Source organism: Thiomonas sp., assembly GCF_034007205.1.
Classification (GTDB): Bacteria; Pseudomonadota; Gammaproteobacteria; order Burkholderiales; family Burkholderiaceae_C; genus Thiomonas.
This window is the reverse complement of sequence record NZ_JAVERI010000002.1, coordinates 53,915-77,583: the sequence shown is the minus strand read 5'-3', so window position 1 is coordinate 77,583 and position 23,669 is coordinate 53,915. Positions and strand designations below refer to the sequence as shown.

The following is a 23,669-nucleotide window of genomic DNA, read 5'->3' as shown; positions in this document are numbered from 1 at the left end:
ATCATGCTCCACATCGATACGGTCAACCAGTACTACGGCGGCAGCCACATCCTGCGCAACGTCAGCCTCAGCCTGGAAAAAGGCCAGGTGCTCACCCTGCTGGGGCGCAATGGCGTGGGCAAGACCACGCTGCTCAAGGCCATCATGGGGCTGATCGGCATTCGGAGCGGCAGCATTTCTTTCGACGGCCAGCGCATCGACAAGATGCGGCCCGATACGCGCGCCCGGCTGGGCATCGGCTATGTGCCGCAGGGCCGGGAAATCTTCCCCCGCCTCACCGTGGAAGAAAACCTGCGCATGGGCCTGGCCTACAAGCCCGGTGCAGCCACCGTGTCGGAAGAACTGTTTGAACTGTTCCCGGTGCTCAAGCAAATGCTGCACCGACGCGGCGGCGATCTCTCCGGCGGCCAGCAGCAGCAACTCGCCATCGCCCGCGCGCTGGCCGCAGGCCCCGGGCTGCTCATCCTCGACGAACCCACCGAGGGCATCCAGCCCTCGATCATCAAGGACATCGAGCGCGTCATCCGCATGCTCGCCCAGCGCGGCGACATGGCCATCCTGCTGGTCGAGCAGTACTACGACTTCGCCAAGGCCCTGGCCGACACCTATTGCGTGATGTCGCGCGGCGAAGTCATCAAGGCAGGCAAGGGCGCCGACATGGACGCCGACGGCGTGCGCGACCTGATTGCGGTGTGACCCTCGCCTTGGCGCGGCGGTTTGTCGATCAGCCGGTCCAGCGGGCTGGCGAACTCGCAAAATGGCGTTGACCTGTGAACTTTTCCCGAGACGCCGCCGGGCCAGGGCGTGAACAATGCAAGACCTGACCGACCCGGTCGCCTGTTCTCCCCCTTGCGCACATGACCCTCTGGCCCCGCCGCAGTCTTGAGCCCCCTCCCGCAGCAGGCGGCGAGGAAGCGGCGCGCCCGGCGGGCGATGCCCTGCCGCCGCTCGGGCGGTTGGGTCTGTTCGTGCACAGGCAGGACGAGCACGCCTATGTATTGGCCGTCTGGCCCGAGATCGCCGGGCGGATGCGGCTGCTCGGTCTGTGGGGTGGGTTGATTTTTTTGCTCGCCGGCATCGTCGACTGGACCAGGCTGCACGACAGCCCGCCGTTCTTCTGGCTGCTGGCCGTGCGCCTGGCCGTGCTCGCGCTGGGCCTGAACCTTTGGCGCCTGGCGCGACCGGGCGCCCCCGCCCGCCCGACGGCCCTGCGCCTGGCGCTGATTCTGTTCGAACTCGGCGCCATCGTCGCGCTGCGGCTGGTCAATCTGGGCCATGGCGAGTTCTCGCCCTATCAGGGGTTGACGGGGCTGCTCGTCGTGGCGGCGGCCTACGCCTTCGTGCCCATGCTCAGCCCGGCCAATTTCTGGCTGTTGCCGCTGGGCACCGCGAGTCTTTTCATCCAGGCCTTCTGCTGGCAAGAGGCTTCCCTGCGCGACCTCAGCGCCCTGCTGGTCATCGCCCTGTATGTGCACGTCCTGGGATGGACGACCGCAGTCCACAACGCCCGCTCTTCCCGCCTGCTGTGGATCGAGCGTCAACGGGTGGACAAGGAGATGCACGAGCGACGCATGGCGGAGAGCAATCTGCGCCACCTGTTCGAGGTCTGCCCGGTGCCGCTGGTGCTGAGCCGGCAGGACAATGGCGCGGTGCTGCGTTTCAATCACGCCGCGCAGGCCTTGCTCGACCCCGGGCGGCATCATCCCGATCCGGGTTCGGCCCATGCGTCGAGTTTTTATGCGGACGCGGGCACGCGCAATGCGGTGGCCGAGGCACTGAAGGCGCGCGGCGAAGCGGGGCCAGTGGATGCGCGCATGTTGACCTCGGGCGGTGCGCCCATCCACGTCATGCTGGCCGCGCGCGGCCTGCGCTTCGATGGCAAGCCCGCGGTGCTCACCAGCCTGGTGGAAATCACCGACCGCAAGCAGCGCGAGCAGGCGCTGACCCGCATGACCCAGATCGACGCCCTGACCGGGGTCTACAACCGCCGCGGATTTTTCGAGCGCGCCCAGGCCTTGCTGGAAGCCGCGCGCGACAGGTCGCCCAGCCTGCTGTTGATCGATGCCGACCACTTCAAGCGCGTCAACGACACCCACGGTCACGCCGTGGGCGATACCGTGCTGGTGCAACTGGCCAATCGCATGGGCGCCGCGCTGCGTGAGGGCGACTTGCTCGGGCGCATCGGCGGCGAGGAGTTCGCCGTGTTTCTGCCCGCCACGAATGAGCAAACCGCAAGCGAACTGGCCGAGCGCATACGCCTGGCGGTGGCACGGCATGCGCTGCGCATCCAGGGTCTGCGCGTGCCCATGACCCTGAGCATCGGCGTGAGTATTCTGCTGCCCGGCGAGCCGAATCTGGATGCCGCGCTGCATCGGGCCGACACGGCGATGTATCGGGCCAAGAGGAACGGGCGCAACCGGATGGAAGCGCAGACGGCATCAAAGGAACAGGACGGACCTGACGCAAGTCTGCTCGGCTGATCTGGTCGACAGATCAGGTTGACAGATCAGGTTGACCAGACGCGCGGCACGCAAGCGCCCAATCCCCATCCCGCCTGCCGCCAGCCGCCCCACACCGCGCGGCACAGCGCGGCCACGGGCTCGATGCGCTGCCCCAGCACCCGCAGGGCGACGATCTGCGCGTGCGGCGAGGTGACGCCAAACAGCGCATCGCCCCACACCGTCGCCCCGGCCACCTGCCGCGCCGCGTCGAGCAGCGCCTCGCGGCGTCGCGCGGCCAGCGGACTGCCCGCAGCGAAAAACAGAGTGGCCAGCGCGGTATGGCCGTGCAAGCCGCCCGGGCTGTGCAGCAGCGCGTCATCGTCGCCCGCGATGCAGCCCCGTTCCAGCCAGACACCGGGCAGTTCGATGTGCTGGATGAAGCGCCCGGAGCGGAACGCGGCGTCTGCTGCAGGCAGGCCCAGCGCCAGCAGATCCCAGGCGATGAGCTCGGCGCCCGGCGCGAGGTGGAAGCGGCTGCGGTTCTCGCCCAGGCAGTCGTTGTATGCCAGTGTTTCCAGCGGCAGCCATTCCAGCCGGGCTCCGGGCTGCAGCCACGCTTGCAGGGTTTGCCGCGCAGGTGCGCCGGTGCTGCGATAGAAGCGTCCCGCCCCCGGCGTGGTGATCAGCGCGTGCGCGCCGGTTTGCACCGCCACGTCGATGTCCAGAATGTCGCCGCCGACCAGTCCGCCCGGCGGATGCACCAGCACCTGATGGCAGATGCCTGCACCTTCGGGATAGTGGCTGGCGAGCGCGCGCAGCCCGCCCTCGTGCTGGTGGCGCAGCACGGTGCGCGCGGCCTCGAAGGAGAACTGCAACTGCAATCGGGAGTGCCAGGGGGCCATGGACGAACAGAAGGAAGCCGGATGGAGCAGATCAGCGATGGCGCTCGATCTTGACCGGTTTGTACCAGAGCAGTTCGCGGACTCGGCGTACCCCCTTTTCATGCCAGCCTCTTCTATGCTGCGCGCTGGGCGGTCTTCGGAGCAAAAATCATGGCAATCCAAGCGAGAAGGGCGGCGCTGCTGACGGTGTTCGCGCTGGTTCTGGCGCTGGCGTGGTGGCGACCCTTGGAGGGCATGGCGCAGCAGTCTGCGCACGACGGCCTGCAGCGCGCGCTGGTGACCTATGCCTCGGCGCGGGCGATCAATGGCGTGCTCAGCGTGGCCAAGAGCGCGTCGGTGAGTTTTCAGGTCGGCGCGGGCGCTTCGGTCCAGCCGGGCGCGGCGCTCGACCCGCTGGACGACCTGGTCGAGCAGTTTTCCACCGTCATGCTGGTGGCGACCCTGTCGTTCGCCATGCAGCAGGTGCTGATCGCGGTGTTCAGCGCCTGGCCGCTGGCCGTGGCGCTGACCGTGCTGTTCGGGGCTTGGGCGGTGCAGGTGCTGCGGGGGCGGCGCGCACCGCCCTGGCTGGCGCGGCTGGCGGTCGGGCTGTTGACGCTCAGCCTGAGCGTGCCCGTTGCATCGCTGGCCAGCGAGCTCACCTACCGCCTGCTGATGGCGCGCGACTATGCCGCAGCCCAGGCGCAGGTCAGCCTCACGGCCCCCGCGACCGCCGAAGCAACCGTCCCAGCCGAGGCCGGCAGCGGGGCCTTGGACAAGCTCAGGCAGTTGTGGTCGCAGACGCAGGACATCGGCCCGCAGGTGCAGGCGCTGCAGGCCAAGGCGGGCAGCATGGTGTCGCATCTCATCACCCTGGCCGCCGTCTTTCTGATCCAGACCGTGGTGCTGCCGCTGCTGTTTCTGTGGGCCCTGCTGCGGCTGTACCGTCTGTCGCTGTGGAAGTCGCCGCCGCTTGGCCTGCCCGCCGTAAGATGAGCTGAGAGGGTGTAAACGAATCCGCCATGCCCGCTCATCGCGCCCAAAGCGCCCCACTCGGTGTTGCAAATGCGCGCCGTGCCGACGGGCACGGCTGTGCTTTGCGCCTTGATTGGAACCCTTTGGGCGCGCTGCTCGGCCACGCCGGATTCATTCACACCCTCTGTTGGAGCTAACCATGACCTCATCCAGACCCTCGTTCCATTGGGACGATCCGCTGCAGCTCGACGCCCAGCTCAGCGCCGACGAACGCGCGGTGCGCGACGCGGCGCAGGCGTATTGCCAGGATCGGCTCGTGCCGCGCGTCCTGAGCGCATTCCGCTTTGAGACCACCGATCCGTCGATCTTCGGCGAAATGGGCGCGCTCGGACTGCTGGGCGCGACGATACCTGAGGCCTATGGCGGCGCCGGGCTGAACCAGGTCGGCTACGGCCTGATCGCGCGTGAGGTCGAGCGGGTCGATTCGGGCTACCGCTCGATGATGAGCGTGCAGAGTTCGCTGGTCATGCTGCCGATCTTCGCCTTCGGCACCGAGGCGATGAAGCGGAAGTACCTGCCTCGGCTGGCCCGCGGCGAATGGATCGGCTGCTTCGGCCTGACCGAGCCCAATCACGGCTCCGACCCCGGCGGCATGCGCACGCGCGCCCGCGCCGTGCCCGGCGGCTACGCGCTCACCGGCAACAAGACGTGGATCAGCAACAGCCCGATCGCCGATGTGTTCGTGGTCTGGGCCAGGGACGACGCGGGCGAGATTCGCGGCTTCGTGCTCGACAAGGGGGCCAAGGGCCTGAGCGCACCGGCTATCCACGGCAAGGTCGGCCTGCGTACCTCGATCACCGGCGGCATCGTGATGGACGGCGTGTTCTGTCCCGAGGAAAACGCCTTCCCCGAGGTGCGCGGGCTCAAGGGCCCCTTCACCTGCCTGAACAGCGCGCGCTACGGCATCGCCTGGGGCGCGATGGGCGCCGCCGAAGACTGCTACGCCCGCGCGCGGCAGTACGTGCTCGACCGGCAGCAGTTCGGCCGGCCATTGGCGGCCAATCAGCTCATCCAGAAAAAGCTGGCCGACATGAGCACCGAAATCGCCCTCGGGCTGCAGGCCGTGCTCAGACTCGGGCGCATGAAGGACGAAGGCACGGCGTCGCCCGAAGTCACCTCGCTGCTCAAACGCAACAACTGCGGCAAGGCACTCGACATCGCCCGCACCGCGCGCGACATGCTCGGCGGCAACGGCATTTCCGACGAGTTCGGCGTGGCGCGCCATCTGGTGAATCTCGAAGTGGTCAACACCTACGAGGGCACGCACGACATCCACGCCCTCATCCTGGGCCGGGCGATCACCGGCATTGCAGCGTTTTGAACCCAGATTGTCCATTAGGGCACGGGATGATGGCGAGGCGGTTTGGGGATGGATTTGTCCCAGCGTGACAAGCCCATAGCCAAAGCTATGGGCGCGAAGCGCTGGGGCGAAGACGCCCCAAAACGACCGCCAGCGCCCGTGTAGGGGCGCAGCCCCGACTAATGGACAATCTGGGTTGAACGCCGTTCAAACCGACCAGAATTCCCAGGCGTCCATGCTCAGGTTGCCGTAGTGCACGCCGCCGGCATGGTGGCGCGCCCTGGCGCCAACGCCGGCGGCGCCCAGCGCCCAGAAAAGCGGCAGCAGATGCTCGTCGGTGGGATGGGCGCGGGCGGCGTGCGGCGCCCTGCGGCGGTAATCGAGCAGTGCGTCCGTGTCGCCGCGGTCGATCATGCCGCGCATTCCGACCTCCGCCTGTGCGGCGGAGCAAGTTCAGCAAGGCAGGTTCAGTCGCGCAGTCGTTCGCTGCCGGGATCGATCTGCGGCCCGCGATAGAGGAAGTCGCTGATGTGCACCGTGACCTGCTCGGGCGTGATCAGCACCACGCCGTAGCCGGGCGCTTCGTGCGTGAACCGATCGGTTTCGGCGAGGAAATCCAGGCCGGACTGATGCGCCGTGGCCGGCAGGGTGGAGAAGGGAATGCCATGCCAACTCCCCGAGATCGGTCGGTGGATGTGGCCGAAAAACAGATGGCGAATTTGGCCACGGATAGGGCCATACCCCCGCAGCAGGGCGCCGAAGGCGCGGGCGTCCTCGGCGACGAGGTTGATGTCGTCGAAGGCGGCGATGCCCACACCGAAGGGCGGGTGGTGCATGAACAGGAATACCGGCGTTGCGTCGGCCTGGGCGCGGTCGAGTTGCGCGCGCATCCATTCGAGGCGTCCAGCGTCGAAGTAGCCTGCTGAAGGGTTGCGTGGGTCGGCATCGCCGATCACCGTGTCGAGCAGGATGAAGCGGCCGGCCGAGGTGTCTTGCGTCCACTGCACGAAGCCGTTGTCGTCCACCGGCGTTTCAGGGAACGCGGCGCGAAAACGACCCCGGTCGTCGTGGTTGCCGATCAGCGGCAGCACCGGCATGGGCAGCATTTGCAGACACTCGCGCAGGCTGGCGTAGGCCGCGGCTTCGCCCCAGTGCGTCAGGTCGCCGGTGACCACACACAGCTCGGCGTCGGCATGCTGGTGCGCAATGTGCTCGACCGCCGCCTGCAACCGCGCCAGCGGGTCGATACCGTAGAGACTGCGGCCCGGCGTGGTGAGATGGGTGTCGGTGAGGTGAATGAGCTTCATGGCGTGTCCTTCGCGGGCAGCAGGCGCATGGCATCGGCCTGCCAGCCGATGTGCACCCGGCTGCCGATGGGCAGTTGCTGCGCGGCGCTGGTGGACAGGTCGGACAGCAAACGCTCGCCGCTGTCGAGATCGACGCGCAAGCGCGTAACGGCGCCGAAGAAGGTGCTTTCGCGCACCGTGCCCTGCAGCACCGCACCGCTCGGCGTACTGCCGTTGAGCGCGTGCAACTGCACATCTTCGGGGCGCAGGTAAAGATGCAGTTCCTCGCTCACCAGACCGCGCGCGCGCGGCGCCTGCAGCGGCTTGTCCATCACAGAAATCATGCCCTGCCCGGCATCGAGCAGACGCGCGGGCAGGCGGCTGGAAATGCCGATGAACTGGGCGACGAAAGGATGCTCCGGCTCCTGATAAATCGCCGCTGGCGCGCCGACCTGCACCATGCGACCCTCGAACATCACCGCCACGCGGTCGGAGATGGACAGCGCCTCCTCCTGATCGTGGGTGACGAACACGGTGGTGATGCCGGTCTCGCGCTGAATGCGGCGAATCTCCTCGCGCAACTGCACCCGCACCTTGGCGTCGAGCGCCGACAAAGGTTCGTCGAGCAACAACAGTGTGGGCTGGATGGCCAGGGCGCGCGCCAGCGCCACGCGCTGCTGTTGGCCACCGGAGAGCTGGTGCGGGTACTTGTCGGCATGGGCCGACAGGCCTACGAGTTCGAGCATCTCGCCCACGCGGCGAGCTTGCTCGGCAGCGTCGATTTTGCGTACCCGCAAGCCGAAGCGCACGTTCTCCGCCGCGGTCATATTGGGAAACAGGCTGTACGCCTGAAACACCATGCCGAACTGGCGCTGATTGGCGGGCAGCGCGGTGATGTCGCGCCCGTCCACCCGCACACTGCCGCGCTCGGGGTGCTCGAACCCCGCGATGATGCGCAGCAGCGTGGTCTTGCCGCAGCCCGAGGGACCGAGCAGCGAGACAAACTCGCCGCTGCTCAGATTCAGGGAAATGTCGTGCAGCACGGTGCGGTTGCCGTAAAGCTTGGCCACCCCGTTGATTTCAAGCGTCGCCATCAGTGCGCGCCTCCGAGTTGCGCCTGGCCTTTGCCGCGCCCCGACAGCAGCACGCCCAGCATCGCCAGCCAGGTGATGACAAAGCTCAGCAGAGTGAGTGCCGCCGCCTCGGTGGCCGAGGTCTGGCCGACGTAGTTGATATAGACCGCGAAGGTGTTGAACAGCAGCACATTCGCAAAAGTGAACTCGCCCATGACGATGGCGATGGTGAGCAGCGCCGCACCCGCCAGCGCACTGGCGAGATTGGGCACCAGCACCCGCAGCAAGAAAGTGCCCCAACCTGCGCCCAGGCTGTGCGAAGCCTCGGTGAGGGTGCGCAAATCGAGCGCGCGCATGCCCACATCCAGCGCCCGGTAGGTGTAGGGCAGCGCCAGAATGACGTAAGGCACCACCAGATAGTTGGGCGTGCCGACGAACCAGTCCGGCCCATGAAACAGCGCGGTGAGCCCGGCCACCAGCACGATGGGCGGCACGACGAAAGGCAGCACCGAAATGAAGTCGAATAGCGGCTTCATGCGCGGCGCGCGCAGGTGCATCCAGAACACCGCGGGCACCAGCACCACCAGACTGAGCGCGATGGTTTCCAGCGCCAGCCGCAGAGACAGCCACAGGCTGTTCCACATCTCGCTCTGGCGCACCAGACTCGCATAGGCGCTGAGGCCGTAACGGTCACCGCCTTCCCAGAAGCTGAACACGCCGGTAGCGAACAAGGGCAGCGCGAAATACAGCCCGACGATGAGCAATAACGCCATGCCCGAAACTGGAAGTCGTTGACGAACAGATGCGTTCATCGTCCTCTCCAGCGATTGGCGCGGCGGGCCACCAGCGCGTACAGCAACATCACCACCACCATCACCGCGATCATGCCCAGCGCCAGCGCAGCGCCGGCTTGCGGCTCCAGCATGACGTTGCCCGACAGCACATTGCTGATTTCGATGGGCACCAGGCCGATATTGCCCGAAGTCAGCGCGTAAGGCGTGGCGTAGGCCGAAAACGAATTGCCGAACAGCAGCAGGTAGGCCGACAGCAGCGACGGCAACAGAATCGGCAGGCCCACATGCCGCCAGTACACCCAGGTGCGCGCACCGAGGCTTTCCGCGGCCTCGCGCCATTCGCGCCGCAGCCCTTCGATGGCCGGGATGATGACAATGATCATCAGCGGAATCTGAAAGTAGCCATACACCAGAATCAAGCCACTCATCGAGTAGAGATTGAAGCCCGAGGCGTACAGGTCGATCCCTAGGCTTTTCAGCCAGACCGTCACCATGCCCAGACTGCCCAGGGTGGCGATGAAGGCAAACGCCAGCGGCACCCCGGCGAAGTTCGCCGCCACCGCGCTGAACGAGGTGAGCAGAGAACGCAGCCCCTTGGGCGCCTTGGGGTGCAAAATGAAATAGGCCGCCAGACCGCCGAACACCAGACCGACTGCAGCCGAGACCGCCGAGAGCACGATGGAGTTGGAAAACGCCTGCACCGTCTGCGGCTGCGCCAGCTCGGCGATGTAGCGCAGCGTCAGGCCGTGCGGGTCGATGAGCGCCTGCGCCAGCAAGCGCAGCGCGGGCAGCAGCAGGAACACCAGCACATAAAGCAGAAAGGGGCCGATGAACAGCACCGTGCCCCAATGTCGGCCCAGCCAGCCCGGCAGGCGCACCGAGCGGCTGGCGATTGACGCCCTGTCAGACGCCATACCCGCCGGTGCATCAGATGCCTGCCGCATTACACCTTGACCATCTTGGCCCAGTCAGCCTTGAGCACGCCTTGCGCCTTTTCGGTCTGCGCCTTGTCGGCGAACACGACTTCTTTGTAGGCCGCGGCCGGGGGCAGCTCAGCCATGAGCGACTGCGGAATCACGCCGCGGGCCACCATGTCGTTGAAGCGCGCCGGGTGCGCATAACCTTCGAGGTAGATGAGCTGACCCGCGTCGGACATCAGGAACTCTTCCCACAGTTGCGCTGCCTTCAGGTTGGGGGCGAACTTGCTGATGGCCTGGCAGTAGTAGCCGCCATAGGGCTTGCCGTCCGTCGGGATGATGGTGTCGATCTTGACCTTGTCGGCCTCTTTCTTGGCCTGAGCGATGTTGAGATAGTCCCAGTTGACGACGATGGGCGTCTGGCCCGAAACCAGGCTGGCCGAAGTGGCATCGGACGGGTTGAAGTTACCGGCCTTGGCCAGCTTGGCGAAGAACTCCACGCCGGGCAGCATATTGTCGAGCGAGCCGCCGTTGGCCAGCGACGCCGCAAACACCCCGGCGAACGCAGCACCTGCGCCCAACGGGCTGCCGTTGAGCGCCACCATGCCCTTGTATTCGGGCTTGAGCAGATCGGCCCAGGTTTGCGGCGCGTTCTTCACCACATTGCGGTTCACGCCGAACGACACCACGCCGAAGTAGTCGCCCCACCACAGGCCACCGGCATCTTTCATGTTGTCGGGAACGCTCGCCCAGGTCGCCACCTTGTAGGGCTGGAACAGCCCTTCCTGCACCCCGGCCAGCGCGAAGGCGGGGCCGACATCCACCACGTCCGGGCCGCGGCTCTGGCCTTTGAGCGATTTGATCGCCTGCAGCTCCTGCGCCGAGCTGGCGTCCGGCGAGGCGCTGTTGACCTTGATGCCGTACATCTTGGAGAACTCGGCAATCATCTTGCCGTAATTAGCCCAGTCCGGCGGCAGCGCGATGACATTGAGCTTGCCTTCGGCCTTGGCTGCGGCGATCAGCCCCTTGTTCGTCGGCGCGGCGGCAGCGGCAAACGCGTTGCCGACAAAACCCGGAATGAGGGCCGAACCCAGGCTGGCGCCCGCAGCACCGGCAGTGAGTTTGAGGAAATGACGGCGAGTATCGTGCGAACGTTTGGTCATGAGTGACTCCAAGTTATAGGCAAAGAAAACAACGGAGCGTAAGGCCGGGAAGTGACGAATTGATGACGTTTATTTTGCTGCAAAAAACCGCTTTAGCCCATTCATTTCGCCGCTGGCGACCCGACGAGCCAGCCGTGCGTCACCTCGACCCGCACCTCGCTGCCAGGCGCCAGCCGCTGGACGTGATCGCACAGCAAGCGGCTTTCGGGCGCACCGAACAAGGCCAGTTCCAGCTCATGATCCTGCCCTCGGTAACGATGCCGCATGACAAGGGCATTTGCGGCTCCTTCAGTCAGACGCACTGCGGCTGGCCGCACCAGTGCCAGCCCGCTGATGCCATCAGCCAGGTGCGAGAACTGCGCTGCGTCCACGGGAAAGCACAGGCCAGCGCAGCGCGCAAGGCCCCCCGGGCCGGTTTGCACGGGCAGAATCCGCCCACGCCCGATGAATCCCGCCACGAAGCGCGACTGCGGCTGTTCGTGCAGATCCTGCGGAGTGCCGACCTGTTCCAACCGTCCGCCATTGAGCACGGCGATGCGGTCGGCCAGCGCCATGGCCTCGTGCTGATCGTGGGTCACGTAGATCAGCGTGCCGCCTAAAGCGGCGTGAAAGTCGCGCAGCGCGTCCATCATCTGATCGCGCAAGTGCACGTCGAGGCTGGCCAACGGTTCGTCGAGCAAAGTGAGTCGCGGGCGCTGCACAAGACAGCGCGCCAACGCCACACGCTGCCGCTGTCCACCGGAGAGCTGATCAGGCCGCTTGGAGGCATATGCCGCGAGCCCCATTTGCTCCAACGCAGCGCCCACCTGTTGCATCCGCTGCGCGCTCGGCAACTTCTTGACCCGCAGCGGATAGGCGATGTTCTCCGCCACGCTCAGGTGCGGCCATAGTGCGTAGCTCTGGAACACGATGCCCACGTCGCGCCGCTCTGCGGGCACGCTGCGCTGCGCATCGGCGATCACCGCGTCATCGAATTGGATGACCCCCTCGCTGGGCGACTCGAACCCGGCCAGCAGACGCAGCAAAGTCGTCTTGCCGCAGCCCGACGGGCCGAGCAGCGCCAGAAACTCGCCGCTGCGGATGTCGAGATCGATTTGATTGAGCGCCGTGGCGCCTTGTGAAAAGCGCTTGCTCAAGGCGCGCAGGGAAATTGCCGTCATGCGGCGCATGCTAGGCGACGAACATGGCAGTCTGTTGACACATGACGGTCATGTTGCGCGGATAGCTTCACGGCTTTGTTAGACCACCCAAGACTCGCATCATGCAATACACAACACGTTCACACATCCTCCTCAATGCTCGCCGCCGCCAGGTTCTCACCACCGGGCTTGGCCTTGGGCTGAGTGCCTTTTCGCTGGGCATCGCCCGTGCCAATACCGCCGTCAAGGGCGATCTGGTGCTCTACACCAGCCAGCTTTTGCAGGATGCGCAACAAACCGTGGCCGCGTTCGAGCAGACCCATCCCCATGTCAAAGTGCGCTGGGTGCGCGATGGCACCACGCAGCTGCTGACCAAGCTGCGCGCCGAGTTCGCCGCCGGTGCGCCGCAGCCCGATGTGCTGCTCATCGCCGACGAGCTGGCGATGGCCGGACTCAAACGCGAAGACCGTCTACAGCCCTACAAGGATGCGCCTTTCGAGGGCTTTCCCGCTTCGTTGCGCGAGCCCGGCGGATATTGGTATGGCACCAAACTCATTACCACTGGCATTGCCTACAACACCGCAGCAAAGATGGTGCCCAAGCGCTGGTGGGATTTACAGCAACCCGAGGCTATGGGACAGATCGATATGCCCAGCCCGCTTTACTCCGGCGCGGCGATGGTCATGGTCGAGGCTTTCACGCAGCATCCCAACCTCGGCTGGAAGTATTACGACATGCTCGCCAAACAAAAAGCCATCGCCCAGGGCGGCAACGGCGGTGTGTTCAAAAACGTCTCCAGCGGCGCCAAGCTCTACGCCGCGCTGGTGGACTTTCTCGCCATCCGCTCCGAGCAGAAGGGCGCGCCGATCCGCTTCGTCTTTCCAGAAGAAGGGGTGTCTGCCGTCACCGAGCCGGTGGCCGTGCTCAAGACCGCGCGCAATGTCGATGCCGCGCGCGCCTTTGTCGATTTCTGCCTCTCGGCGCCGGGCCAGGAACTCGTCGCCCGCCAGGGCATGATGCCGGCCCGTGCGGGCATCACCCCGCCACTCGGATTCCCCAAGCTCGGCAGCTTCAAGCTGCTCAACGTGGACGCCGACCGCGCGCTCGACACCGTCGAAGCCGACAAAAAACGCTTCAGCGCCCTGTTCGTCTGATGCGTTTTTCCGTCTGGATGCGCGCCCACCGGCGCCTCCAGTGGCGCGCTGAAACCGCGCTCGCTCTGGGCGTGGGCGCGGTTTTGACAGCCCTGGTCGCGCTTCCCCTGTTGCGCATCGGCCAGCAAGCGCTCTGGGCCGATGGCAGCTGGCGGCTGGCTGCCGCTTGGACACGGCTCATCGCCCCCGACACGCTTCAGGCCACAGTCAACAGTCTGATCGTCTCGCTCGGCGGCACGGCGGTGGCCGTGGTCTTCGGCACGGCCTATGCGCTGCTCGTTGGCCTCACCGACCTGCGCGGTAAACGCGGCCTGATCTTTCTGCTGCTGTTGCCGCTGATGATTCCGCCGCAGATCACCGCCATGAGCTGGGCGCAATTGCTCGGGCCGGGCAGCGCGCTGCTCAAGCCCCTGGGCCTCGCTCCGGCGCCAGGGTCGTCCAATCCGATGTACGGTCTGGCGGGCATCACCCTGCTGCTCGGCCTACAGCAAACGCCGCTGGTATTCCTGGCCCTGCGGCCCGGTGTGTCCAGTCTGCCGAGCGACCTCATCGAAGCCGCGCAAAGCGCAGGCGCCTGCTCCTTGTGGCGGCTGCGCACCGTGCTGCTTCCGGTGCTGATGCCGGGCGTGCTGGCGGGTGCGGCGCTGAGCTTCGTCTCCTGTCTCGACAACTTCGGCATTCCCGCATTGCTGGGCACGCCGGTGGGCTACACCGTACTGTCCACCCTCATCTACCAGAAGCTCTCGGGCTTCGGCCTGTCGGTGCTGTCCGACGTGGCGCAGCTCAGCCTGCTCGCTGCGGCTCTGGCCCTGCTCGGCCTGGGCGCACAGGGGCTGCTGCAGCGACGCTGGCAGGGGCATCTCAGCGGCGCGTCCAGTCCTTATTGCATCACACTCGGGCGCTGGAAAACGACCTTGACCGCGGCCGCCTGGGCGCTGCTCATCGCCGTACTCATCACCCCGGCGCTGGCTTTGCTCGCCACCTCGCTGGTCTCGATCTACGGTCTGCCGCTAACGCCCAAGACCCTGACCTGGGCACACTACCAAAGCCTGCTCGGTGACGATATGGTGCGCACCGCCTTGCGCAACAGCCTGTGGCTGGCCGGATGGGCCGCGGCACTGACCGCCGCCATCGCCCTGCCCGTGGGATATCTGGTGGTATGGGACAAAGGACGCGTTACCGCCGCGCTGGCAGCGCTGGCCGATCTGCCCTTCGCGCTGCCCGGAGCGGTGGTCGCCGTGGCCGCCATTCTCATGCTGCTGCCGCCGCTGCCGGTGCTGCACATCAGCCTTTACAGCTCGCTGTGGATCATTCTCTACGCCTATCTGCTGCGCTTTCTCACTCTGGCCATCAAGCCGGTGGTGGCCGGGCTATCGCGGCTTGACCCAGCACTCAACGACGCCGCACGCAGTTGCGGCGCCGGGCTGTTCATGCGCCTGCGCACCATCGTCTGGCCACTAGCTGCGCCTCTGCTGCTGGGCGGCGGCATTCTGGTTTTTCTCATGGCGCTGAACGAACTCACCGTCTCTGCCCTGTTGTGGTCGTCCGGCTCTGAAACCCTCGGCGTGCTCATCTACAACTTCGAGGAAGGTGGCTCTACCGGCGCCGCCGCCGCGCTGTCGGTGCTCACCATCGTGGCCGTGCTCGGACTGCTTGGCGTCTTGCAGACGCTTTCCAGGCGGCTACCCAAAGGGTCTCTGCCGTGGGCCTGATGCTCGCTCCCAGCTACTTTCAATGTGACGTCATTCAGATGTCACAAGAGTTTCCTAGCCTTGCATCATGCTTTCTATTTCTGTGCAGGGGCTGACCAAGCGGTTTCCCAATCACCTGGCGACGGATGACCTCAGTCTCGACATCGAAGAGGGGCAGTTCGTCGTCGTGCTCGGCCCTTCGGGCTGCGGCAAGACCACGCTGCTACGGCTGATTGCCGGGTTCGAGCAGGCCGACGCCGGGCGCATTCATCTGCATGGGCGCGAGGTCACCCAATTGCCGCCCGGGGCCCGCGATCTGGGCATGGTGTTCCAGAGCTACGCGCTGTTTCCCCATCTGAGCGTGGCGGACAACCTGCAGTTCGGACTGCAACTGCGCCGCGTGTCTGCTGCCGAGCGCAAGCAGCGTCTGGAGCAGACCAGTGCTTTGCTGGGGCTCGATCAGCTGCTTTCGCGCAAACCTGCTCAGCTCTCGGGCGGACAGCAGCAGCGGGTGGCGCTGGGCCGCGCCATCATCGGCGGGCGCCGCATCATCCTGATGGACGAGCCGCTGTCGAATCTGGACGCCAAGCTGCGGCAGGACATGCGGCGTGAAATCAAGGCGCTTGCGGTGAAGCTGGGCATCACCGTGGTCTATGCCACGCACGATCAGGCCGAGGCGCTGAGCATGGGCGATGTAGTGGTGGTCATGCACGAAGCGCGCATCGTGCAGGTGGCCGTGCCTGCGACCTTGTACGAGCGGCCGAACAGCCTTTTTGTCGCACGCTTCATCGGCTCGCCGCCGATGAATCTGCTGCCGCTCGAACCCAGCGCGCATGGGCTGCGCATCGCAGGCACGCAGCAGCCCGTCATGCTGCCCGCCGTGCAGCCAGTCATGCCAATCGACAGCAGCGCCAGCCTCACCCTGGGCATCCGCCCCGAGCATCTGTGGGCCAACCCCGCCGCGCATCATCCCCAGTTGCTGATGCGCGTCGATTCAGTGGAATACCAAGGTTCCGACAGCATCGTCAACGGCCATTTGGGCCCTCACGCCCTTGCCGCCCGCCTGCCCGGTCGGGCGCAGTACGCCGCAGGCCAGACCCTGCCACTGGGCTGGAGCCCGCAAGACCTCTGCCTGTTCGACCCACAAAGCGGCAAACGCCTCGACCTCGCCGCACCCACCGATTTTCTCCACCGTTCACAAACTCAAGAGGATGCACCATGCAACGTCGTGATTTCCTGAAGGCTTCGGCCCTTCCCCTGTTCAGCGCGTCGGTACTGCCATCGGCGCGCGCCGCCCAAGTCATCGAACTGCCGATGTACTACCCCGTCGCCGTGGGCGGGCCGATCGCCAAGATTCTCGATGGCTACGCCGAGCAGTTCCACAAGGCCAACCCGGACGTGGTCGTCAAGCCCATCTACACCGGCAGCTATCAAGACACCATCACCAAAACACTGACCGCGCTGCGCAGCGGCGGCGGCAGCGCGCCGAAGATGGCCGTTGCGCTCGCGGTGGATGTGTTCACCCTGTTCGACCAGGGCGTGCTGGTTTCTGCGGAAGACCTCGCTGGCGGCGACAAGGGCTGGCTCAAGAGTTTTTATCCCGCTTTTCTGGCCAACTCGCAGGTCGCAGGCAAGACCTGGAGCGTGCCCTTCCAGCGCTCGACACCCGTGCTGTACTGGAACAAGGCCGCCTTCAAGGCCGTGGGTTTGAACCCCGACAAGGCGCCGGAAAACTGGGACGAGATGCGCGACATGGCCCGACGCCTGACCAAACTGCACAACCCCGTCAGCCCGACCGATTGGGGCCTGCAAATTCCGACCTCCGGCTTTCCCTACTGGTTGTTTCAGGGACTGTCCATCGAAAACGGTCAGGCGCGCCTGGCCTCGCCCGATGGCAAAACCACTTATTTCGACGCACCTGAAACCATCGGCGCACTCGACTATCTGGTCAAACTCTCGCGCACCGACAAGGTCATGCCCGAGGGCATCATCAACTGGGGCACGACGCCGCAAGACTTTTTCCAGCACCGCTGCGCCATGATGTGGACCACCACCGGCAACCTCACCAACGTCAAAGCCAACGCCAAGTTCGACTTTGGCGTGGCCATGCTGCCGCAGCACAAGCGCCGCGGCGCGCCCACGGGCGGCGGCAACCTCTATGTCTTCAACAACACCACCGAGGCCGAGCGCGCCGCTGCCCTGCGCTTCATCCGCTGGGTGACTTCGCCGGAAATGGCGGCAGACTGGGGCATCCAGACCGGTTATGTGGCCACCAGCCCGGCGGCCTGGGAGACGCCGCGCCTGAAGGAATACGTCGCCGGTTTCCCGCAAGCCGCCGTCGCCCGCGACCAACTGAAATACGCCGAGCCCGAGTTGTCCACGCACGACAACCAGCGGGTTACCAAAGTGTTCAACGACGGGCTGGAAGCGGCCATCACCGCGCAGAAAACCCCGGCGGCTGCGCTCAAGGAGGCGCAGGCCACGGCCGAAGGCATCCTGCGCCGTTATCGCAACAGTTGATCGTCCCCAACGCGCTGCGGCCGCCGCGTCGTGCCGCCGCGCTGTTTTGTTCCCTTCCAAGATGCTCAACCCTAAGCAAGGCGCTCGCCGCGCCTGGCGCCAAACCCTGCTCGCCTGGGCCTTGCTCGCGCCGGCTCTGCTGCTGCTGACCACGTTCACCCTCTACCCGGCTCTCTCCACGCTTTGGCAGAGCGTGATGTCCACGCCCAGCGGCCAGCAACCCACCCAATTCGTGGGCACGCGGCATTTCGCCCAGATGCTCGCTGACCCGGTATTTCGCCAGGTCATGCGCAACAACCTGCTTTATGCCCTCGTCTCCATTCCCGCTTCGATTGCGCTCGCGCTGCTGATGGCGCTGTTGATGAATGCGCGCATTCCCGGCCGGGCGCTGGCGCGCATGGCTTACTTCACCCCCACGGTGCTGCCGCTGGTGGCCGCCGCGAACATCTGGCTGTTTTTCTACACCCCCGGCTATGGCCTGCTCGACCAGTTCATGCATGGGCTCGGCCTGCCCGGCCGCAACTGGCTGGGCGAGCCCGCCACAGCGCTGTGGGCGGTCACGGTAGTCGCCGTGTGGAAGCAGGCGGGGTTTTTCATGATCTTCTATCTGGCCGCGCTGCAAAACATTCCCCAGCACCTGATCGATGCCGCCCGCATCGAAGGCGCGTCGGCCTGGCAGGTGTTCCACCGCGTCACCCTGCCGCTCATCGGGCCGACCACCTTGTTCATTTTGATCAACGCCGTCATCGGCGCCTTCAGCCTGGTGGACGCGCTGTTCGTGCTCACCAACGGCGGCCCCGACAACAGCAGCAATCTGCTGCTGTATTACATCTACCAAAACGCCTTCCAGTATTGGGACACCGGCTACGCCGCCGCACTCACGGTGGTGCTCATCGCCATCCTCGGGCTGGCGTCGTGGGTGCAGTTCGCCAGCATGGGCCGTCGCACGCACTACCAATGAAGCCCGCCACCTCTTTGCTGACTCTCAGCGCCTGGGCGCTTGCGCTGTTGTGGATCATGCCCCTGCTGTTTGCGCTATGGGCCGCCTTTCATCAGGCCGCCGATGTCGCGCACTTCAGCTTGCTGGCGCCCCTGACCCTCGACAACTTCGCCCGCGCCTGGAAAGCCGCACCGTTCGCACGCTATTTTCTCAACACCTTCCTTGTCGTCACGCTCATTCTGGCCGCCCAACTTGTGGTGTGCGTGCTGGCGGCCTACGCCTTTGCCCGCTACCGCTTCGCCGGGCGCAGCCTGCTGTTCGCGCTGGTCATGGTGCAACTGCTGGTCATGCCCAATATGCTCATCGTTGAGAACTACCACACCATGGCGCAGCTCGGCCTGATCAACCACCTGCTCGCCATCGGCCTGCCCTACTTCGCCTCTGCGTTTGGCATCTTTCTGCTGCGCCAGATTTTTTTAAGCGTGCCGCATGAACTGGTCGATGCCGCCAGCATCGAGGGCGCTGGCCCGCTGGCCGTGCTCTGGCATGTCTATCTGCCGCTGGCCCGGCCAGTGCTCGTGGCCTATGGCCTGGTGTCGGTGAGCTATCACTGGAACGACTTTCTCTGGCCCCTGATCGTCACCAACTCGCCCGACAGCCGCGTGCTGACTGTCGGTTTGCAGGTGTTCTCCACCGCAGATCAGGGGGTGGACTGGCCCCTCATCAGCACCGCCGCACTGATGACCTCGGCCCCGCTATTGGTCGCCTTCTTGCTGTTTCAACGGCACTTTGTGCAGAGCTTCATGCGCGCAGGCATTCGATAGTTTTGAAACATATCGGTACATATCGGCTAGCCCAAAAAAGTGTCATTTTGGTGACATCAAAAAAACGTCGCTAAACTGCGACTACAGCGCAAAATAACAATTTTGTCATTATCGGAAAAAAATCTGTTTCTATATTTCATTCCAGCCTCTCCAGGGCGATTGTGAACGAACCTGTTTCGTCAGCAATATTTAGAGGGGTGAGACGCAAGTCTCACCCCAATTTTTTCCTACAGGAGAACCGAATGAAAAAGACACTCATGGCCGCGGCACTCGCCGGCCTGTTTTCCGGCGCCGCATTTGCAGCCGATAGCGTGACACTCTATGGCACGATGGACTTGGGTATTGCGCATTATGACAATGGCGGCTCGTCGACCGTCACCAATATGTCGCAAGGCGGCGTGAGCAACTCGCGCATTGGCCTGAAAGGCAAAGAAGATCTGGGCGGCGGATTAAACGCTATTTTCCAGCTTGAAACCGGTATTTGCGCACAAGGCGGCCCGCTGACCAGCGGCGGCTATTGCTCCGGCGGCGGCTTCTTCCAGCGCCAGTCGTGGGTCGGATTGCAAGGTGGTTTCGGCACCCTGCGCCTGGGCCGTTACTACACCTATTCCGACCTCGACCTGTATGACTTCGACCCGTTCACCGACAACACGGTGGCTGGGGTGGGCAACCTGCCGGAAAAGTGGATTCCGGTGCGCTTCAGCCAGTCGATCACCTATGACAGCCCCTCGTTCAGCGGGTTCGACATCGGCGCGCAACTGGCTTTCGGTGACGGCTCCGGCCTGACCTCCAGCACCGCTTCGAAGACCATCGGCGGCTATGGCCTGCGTGCCCGCTACCTGAGCGGCCCGGTGCGCGTCAGTCTGGAAACCACGCGCGTCAATGACATCAATGGCAATGCCACGGTCAAGGATATGCGTGTTTCTGGCGCATATAACTTCGGCATCCTGTCACTGAGCGCGCTTTACGGCCAGAATAGCCCGGACAGCGCCGTCATCACCCCGACGGCGTCTGGAAAAATATTCAAAACCAAGTATTTCATGGTGGGTGCGTCGGTTCCCGTCGGCCCGGGCAACATTCTGGCATCTTATACCCAGATCAAGAACGATACGGTGGCCAACGCGGGCGCAAAACAGATCGGCCTTGGTTATTGGTATAACCTGTCGAAGCGCACCATGCTGTATGCCAATTATTCGCGCATCAGCAACGACGCCAATGCGCTGTATACGGTTGGCATCGGCAATGATGCCCCAATGGGCCCGAACGGATCGACCTCTTCCGGCCTGATGTTTGGCATGAAGCACACCTTTTAATTCATTCCTTTTGAATCAGACTTGATAATCCTGGCGGCAACCCCGCCAGGATTATCTATTGGAGAGAAAAATGAATAAAACCCAGTTTCTCGCCGGTGTGACTGTCACATTGGCTTGCGGCCTGAGCAGCGTCGGCATCACCAGCGCGCACGCTGCCGAGCGCGTCAAAATTCAGTTCTGGAACGCCATGAGCGGCGAGCTGGGCAAGACGGTGCAGCATGTGGTGGACGAATTCAACGCCTCGCAAACGCAGTACGAGGTAGTCTCGGTCAACAAGGGCAGCTATCCCGACACCATGATGTCAGCGGTAGCCGCCTTCCGCGCCAAGAATCCGCCCGACATCGTGCAAGTGTTCGATGTGGGCACGGCCACCATGATGGCGGCCAAGGGCGCCTATGTGCCGGTTTATGAGCTGATGGCCAAAGAGGGCATTCCCTTCTCCACCAGCCAGTTCATCGGCGGCGCGGCGAGCTACTACTCCAATGCGCAGGGCAAGCTGGTGTCCATGCCGTTCAATTCGTCCACGCCAGTGCTTTACTACAACAAGGATTTGCTGGCCAAGGCCGGCATGCAGCCGCCCAAGACCTGGCAGGAAATGGGTGAAGTGGGCCAGAAACTCAAGGCCGCGGGCGTGAAGTGCGGCTTTACCACCGGCTGGCCGGACTGGGTGCAATTCGAGCAGTTCTCGCTCTGGAACGGCATTCCCTACGCCACGCAGGACAACGGCTTCAAGTCGTACAAGAACGTCAAGCTGCTGGTCAACGACAAGCCCTATGTGCAGCATGTCGCCGATCTGGTGCAATGGTCGAAGGACGGCATTTTCAAATATGCCGGAGCCGGCAGCACCAACGCCACGCCGCTGTTCAACAGCGGCGAATGCGCGATGTATATGGACAGCTCGGCATCCTTTGCCGCCGTCAACGCCGGGGCCAAGTTTCCTTTCGGCATCGCCCCGATGCCGTATGACGCCAAGCTGAAAACCGCGCCGCAAAACACCGCGGTGGGCGGCGCCTCGCTGTGGGTGATGAAGGGCGTTGCCGCCGACCATTACGCCGGCATCGCCAAGTTCCTCGACTTCCTCGGCTCGGCCAAGACGCAGTCGTACTGGGCGAAGAAAACCGGCTATGTGCCGGTGAGCAAGGCGGGCTTTGGGCTGCTCAAGGCCGAGGGCTTCTACGAGAAAAACCCCGGTGCGCTGGTAGCCATTGAGGAACTCACCCACAAACCGCCCAAGCCGTTCACCATGGGCATCCGCCTGGGCTATATGCCGCAGATCCGCGACAACATCCGCGCCGAACTCGAAGACGCGCTGGCCGGCAAGAAAACCGCGCAGCAGGCCATGGACGCCGTGGTGAGCAAGGGCGACAAGCTGCTGGCGCAATTCAGTCAGACCTCGGGCCAGTAAACGTGACGGCTTGTCCCACGGGCGCGGCTTCGCTCAAGCGCAATCGCGCGAAGCCGCGCCGGGTCGTGGATGCGGCGCCGTTTCCGCACCGCGTCCTGCCCTATTTCTTGCTGGCGCCGCAACTGGCGGTGACGGTGCTGTTCTTCGTCTGGCCTGCGCTGCAGGCACTCTCGGGCGCGTTCTACCAAACCGATCCGTTCGGTTTGAGCCAGCAGTTCGTCGGCCTGAGCAACTTCGCCTCACTGTTTGAAGAGCACAGCTATCTGCGCGCCTTCCGGGTCACAGCGATCTACGCCGTTACCGCCACCGTGCTGGCGATGGGGCTGGGCCTGCTGTTGGCCGTGCTGACCGACGGCCTGCTGAGGGCGCGCGGCGTGTACCGCACGCTGTTCATCTGGCCCTACGCCGTCGCACCGGCCATCACCGGCGCGCTGTGGGTGTTCATGTTCTCGCCGCAGGTCGGTGCAGGGGCCCAGTTGCTGCAGGCGATGGGGGTGAACTGGAACTACATCCTCGATGGCGATCAGGCCTTGCTGCTGGTGATTGCGATGACGGCCTGGCAGCAGATCGCCTACAACTTTCTGTTTTTCACCGCCGGCCTGCAGGCCATTCCCGCGTCGTTGCTGGAGGCTGCAGCGCTCGATGGCGCGGGGCCGGTGCGCCGTTTCTGGACCATCGTCTTTCCGCTGCTGGCGCCCACCAGTTTCTTTCTTCTGGTGATGAACAGCGTGTTCATTCTGTTCGACACTTTCGGACTGATCAATATCGTGACCAAGGGAGGCCCAGGCGAGGCCACGCAAACCCTGGTCTACAAGCTCTATCAAGACGGTTTCCAGAACCTCAACCTCGGCTCTGCGGCCGCGCAATCGGTGGTGCTGATGGTGCTGGTCGCCGGACTGACGATAGTGCAGTTCCGCTTCATTGGCGCAAAGGTGCATTACCAGTGAAGTCAGATCCGCTTCGGTCGGCGGGGCTGCGCCACGCCTTGCTCATCCTCATGGCCGTTGTGGTCGCGTTGCCGCTTTACCTGGCGGTGGTCGCTGCCAGCCACACGCCGCAGGCCTTGCTCGGGCACTTTCCGCTGCTGCCCGGCGACATGCTGCTCGACAACCTGCGCACGGTGCTCAGCGTCGGACTGCCCGGCACCATTCCCGTCTGGCGCATGCTGCTCAACAGCCTCGTCATGGCGCTGGGCATCACCCTGGGCAAGCTGTTCATCTCCATTCTTTCGGCGTATGCGGTGGTGTATTTCCGCTTTCCGCTGCGCATGGCGGCGTTCTGGCTGATCTTTTTCACCCTGATGATGCCCATCGAAGTGCGGTTCTTTCCCACTTATCAGGTCACCGCCAATCTGCACCTGCTCAACAGCTACAGCGGCCTGATCTTGCCGCTGATCGCCTCTGCGACGGCCACCTTCCTGTTCCGCCAGTTTTTCATGACCCTGCCGCGCAGCCTGGTCGATGCCGCGCGCATCGACGGCGCCGGGCCGATCCGCTTCTTTATCGACATGGTTCTGCCGCTGTCGCGCACCAATATCGCCGCGCTGTTCGTGCTGGTCTTCGTGTACGGCTGGAACCAGTATCTCTGGCCCCTGCTCACGACCACCGATGCGGGCTACACCACGGTGGTCATGGGCATGCAGGGCATGATCAACGCGGGCGCCTCCTTTGCGCTGCCGCGCTGGGATCTGATCATGGCCACCGCCTTGCTCGCGCTGCTGCCGCCGGTGATCGTGGTGCTGCTGATGCAGCGCTGGTTCATCAAGGGCCTGACCGATTCCGACAAATAAGCAT

22 protein-coding genes are annotated in these 23,669 nt (G+C 64.5%); 14 read left to right on the top strand and 8 right to left on the bottom strand.

Annotated features, from left to right (window positions below; all coding sequences use genetic code 11):
• The first annotated feature begins 3 nt into the window (after window positions 1-3).
• Both urtE and RBR52_RS01975 read left to right on the top strand, forming a co-directional pair.
• Entirely contained in the window at window positions 4-696 is a 693-nt protein-coding gene (gene urtE, locus RBR52_RS01980; RefSeq protein WP_320375494.1) for an urea ABC transporter ATP-binding subunit UrtE, read from the top strand.
• Window positions 697-857: 161 nt separating this feature from the next.
• The gene (locus tag RBR52_RS01975; protein WP_320375493.1) at window positions 858-2,480 is read left to right on the top strand and encodes a GGDEF domain-containing protein; all 1,623 of its coding nucleotides are present in this window, start codon (window positions 858-860) and stop codon (window positions 2,478-2,480) included.
• A gap of 26 nt (window positions 2,481-2,506) precedes the next feature.
• Here RBR52_RS01975 and RBR52_RS01970 read toward each other — a convergent pair whose 3' ends face one another.
• Entirely contained in the window at window positions 2,507-3,343 is an 837-nt protein-coding gene (locus RBR52_RS01970; protein ID WP_320375492.1) for an urease accessory protein UreD, read from the bottom strand.
• Between the two features lie 150 nt (window positions 3,344-3,493).
• On the opposite strand from RBR52_RS01970, the gene RBR52_RS01965 reads away from it, so the two are divergent.
• Both RBR52_RS01965 and RBR52_RS01960 read left to right on the top strand, forming a co-directional pair.
• The gene (locus RBR52_RS01965) at window positions 3,494-4,318 is read left to right on the top strand and encodes a hypothetical protein (RefSeq protein ID WP_320375491.1); all 825 of its coding nucleotides are present in this window, start codon (window positions 3,494-3,496) and stop codon (window positions 4,316-4,318) included.
• Between the two features lie 178 nt (window positions 4,319-4,496).
• Window positions 4,497-5,678, top strand: coding sequence for an acyl-CoA dehydrogenase (locus RBR52_RS01960; protein WP_320375490.1), 1,182 nt, complete (start codon window positions 4,497-4,499; stop codon window positions 5,676-5,678).
• Between the two features lie 186 nt (window positions 5,679-5,864).
• On the opposite strand, the gene RBR52_RS01955 is transcribed toward RBR52_RS01960, so the two are convergent.
• The 7 genes from RBR52_RS01955 to RBR52_RS01925 form a co-directional block, all read right to left on the bottom strand.
• Window positions 5,865-6,080, bottom strand: a complete 216-nt coding sequence (locus RBR52_RS01955; RefSeq protein WP_413818279.1) for a hypothetical protein — start codon at window positions 6,078-6,080, stop codon at window positions 5,865-5,867.
• Window positions 6,081-6,124: 44 nt separating this feature from the next.
• Entirely contained in the window at window positions 6,125-6,964 is an 840-nt protein-coding gene (locus tag RBR52_RS01950) for a phosphodiesterase (RefSeq protein WP_320375489.1), read from the bottom strand.
• Window positions 6,961-8,037, bottom strand: coding sequence for an ABC transporter ATP-binding protein (locus RBR52_RS01945; RefSeq protein WP_156054060.1), 1,077 nt, complete (start codon window positions 8,035-8,037; stop codon window positions 6,961-6,963). Before RBR52_RS01945 ends, RBR52_RS01950 begins: the two co-directional genes overlap by 4 nt.
• Entirely contained in the window at window positions 8,037-8,828 is a 792-nt protein-coding gene (locus RBR52_RS01940; protein WP_156054059.1) for an ABC transporter permease, read from the bottom strand. The genes RBR52_RS01945 and RBR52_RS01940 overlap by 1 nt, the downstream gene beginning before the upstream one ends.
• Window positions 8,825-9,724, bottom strand: a complete 900-nt coding sequence (locus RBR52_RS01935; RefSeq protein ID WP_156054058.1) for an ABC transporter permease — start codon at window positions 9,722-9,724, stop codon at window positions 8,825-8,827. Before RBR52_RS01935 ends, RBR52_RS01940 begins: the two co-directional genes overlap by 4 nt.
• A 29-nt stretch (window positions 9,725-9,753) precedes the next feature.
• Window positions 9,754-10,890, bottom strand: coding sequence for an ABC transporter substrate-binding protein (locus RBR52_RS01930; RefSeq protein ID WP_156054057.1), 1,137 nt, complete (start codon window positions 10,888-10,890; stop codon window positions 9,754-9,756).
• 101 nt (window positions 10,891-10,991) lie between these two features.
• Window positions 10,992-12,050, bottom strand: a complete 1,059-nt coding sequence (locus tag RBR52_RS01925) for an ABC transporter ATP-binding protein (RefSeq protein ID WP_320375488.1) — start codon at window positions 12,048-12,050, stop codon at window positions 10,992-10,994.
• A gap of 101 nt (window positions 12,051-12,151) precedes the next feature.
• On the opposite strand from RBR52_RS01925, the gene RBR52_RS01920 reads away from it, so the two are divergent.
• The 10 genes from RBR52_RS01920 to ugpE all read left to right on the top strand — a co-directional run bounded on the left by RBR52_RS01920 (window position 12,152) and on the right by ugpE (window position 23,665).
• Entirely contained in the window at window positions 12,152-13,183 is a 1,032-nt protein-coding gene (locus tag RBR52_RS01920; RefSeq protein WP_156054055.1) for an ABC transporter substrate-binding protein, read from the top strand.
• On the top strand, window positions 13,183-14,895 hold the full coding sequence (locus RBR52_RS01915) for an ABC transporter permease (RefSeq protein ID WP_156054054.1): 1,713 nt from the start codon (window positions 13,183-13,185) through the stop codon (window positions 14,893-14,895). The genes RBR52_RS01920 and RBR52_RS01915 overlap by 1 nt, the downstream gene beginning before the upstream one ends.
• A 67-nt stretch (window positions 14,896-14,962) precedes the next feature.
• Window positions 14,963-16,114, top strand: a complete 1,152-nt coding sequence (locus RBR52_RS01910; protein WP_320375487.1) for an ABC transporter ATP-binding protein — start codon at window positions 14,963-14,965, stop codon at window positions 16,112-16,114.
• On the top strand, window positions 16,093-17,394 hold the full coding sequence (locus RBR52_RS01905) for an ABC transporter substrate-binding protein (RefSeq protein WP_156054052.1): 1,302 nt from the start codon (window positions 16,093-16,095) through the stop codon (window positions 17,392-17,394). The genes RBR52_RS01910 and RBR52_RS01905 overlap by 22 nt, the downstream gene beginning before the upstream one ends.
• Window positions 17,395-17,455: 61 nt before the next feature.
• Entirely contained in the window at window positions 17,456-18,355 is a 900-nt protein-coding gene (locus tag RBR52_RS01900; protein WP_156054051.1) for a carbohydrate ABC transporter permease, read from the top strand.
• Entirely contained in the window at window positions 18,352-19,158 is an 807-nt protein-coding gene (locus tag RBR52_RS01895) for a carbohydrate ABC transporter permease (RefSeq protein ID WP_156054050.1), read from the top strand. The genes RBR52_RS01900 and RBR52_RS01895 overlap by 4 nt, the downstream gene beginning before the upstream one ends.
• A gap of 242 nt (window positions 19,159-19,400) precedes the next feature.
• Window positions 19,401-20,471 (top strand): porin, encoded by a 1,071-nt coding sequence (locus RBR52_RS01890; RefSeq protein ID WP_156054049.1) that lies wholly within the window; start codon window positions 19,401-19,403, stop codon window positions 20,469-20,471.
• Between the two features lie 70 nt (window positions 20,472-20,541).
• Window positions 20,542-21,876 (top strand): sn-glycerol-3-phosphate ABC transporter substrate-binding protein UgpB, encoded by a 1,335-nt coding sequence (ugpB, locus tag RBR52_RS01885; RefSeq protein WP_320375485.1) that lies wholly within the window; start codon window positions 20,542-20,544, stop codon window positions 21,874-21,876.
• 65 nt (window positions 21,877-21,941) lie between these two features.
• The gene (gene ugpA, locus RBR52_RS01880) at window positions 21,942-22,823 is read left to right on the top strand and encodes a sn-glycerol-3-phosphate ABC transporter permease UgpA (protein ID WP_320375702.1); all 882 of its coding nucleotides are present in this window, start codon (window positions 21,942-21,944) and stop codon (window positions 22,821-22,823) included.
• The gene (gene ugpE / locus RBR52_RS01875) at window positions 22,820-23,665 is read left to right on the top strand and encodes a sn-glycerol-3-phosphate ABC transporter permease UgpE (protein ID WP_320375484.1); all 846 of its coding nucleotides are present in this window, start codon (window positions 22,820-22,822) and stop codon (window positions 23,663-23,665) included. The genes ugpA and ugpE overlap by 4 nt, the downstream gene beginning before the upstream one ends.
• Window positions 23,666-23,669: the final 4 nt, after the last annotated feature.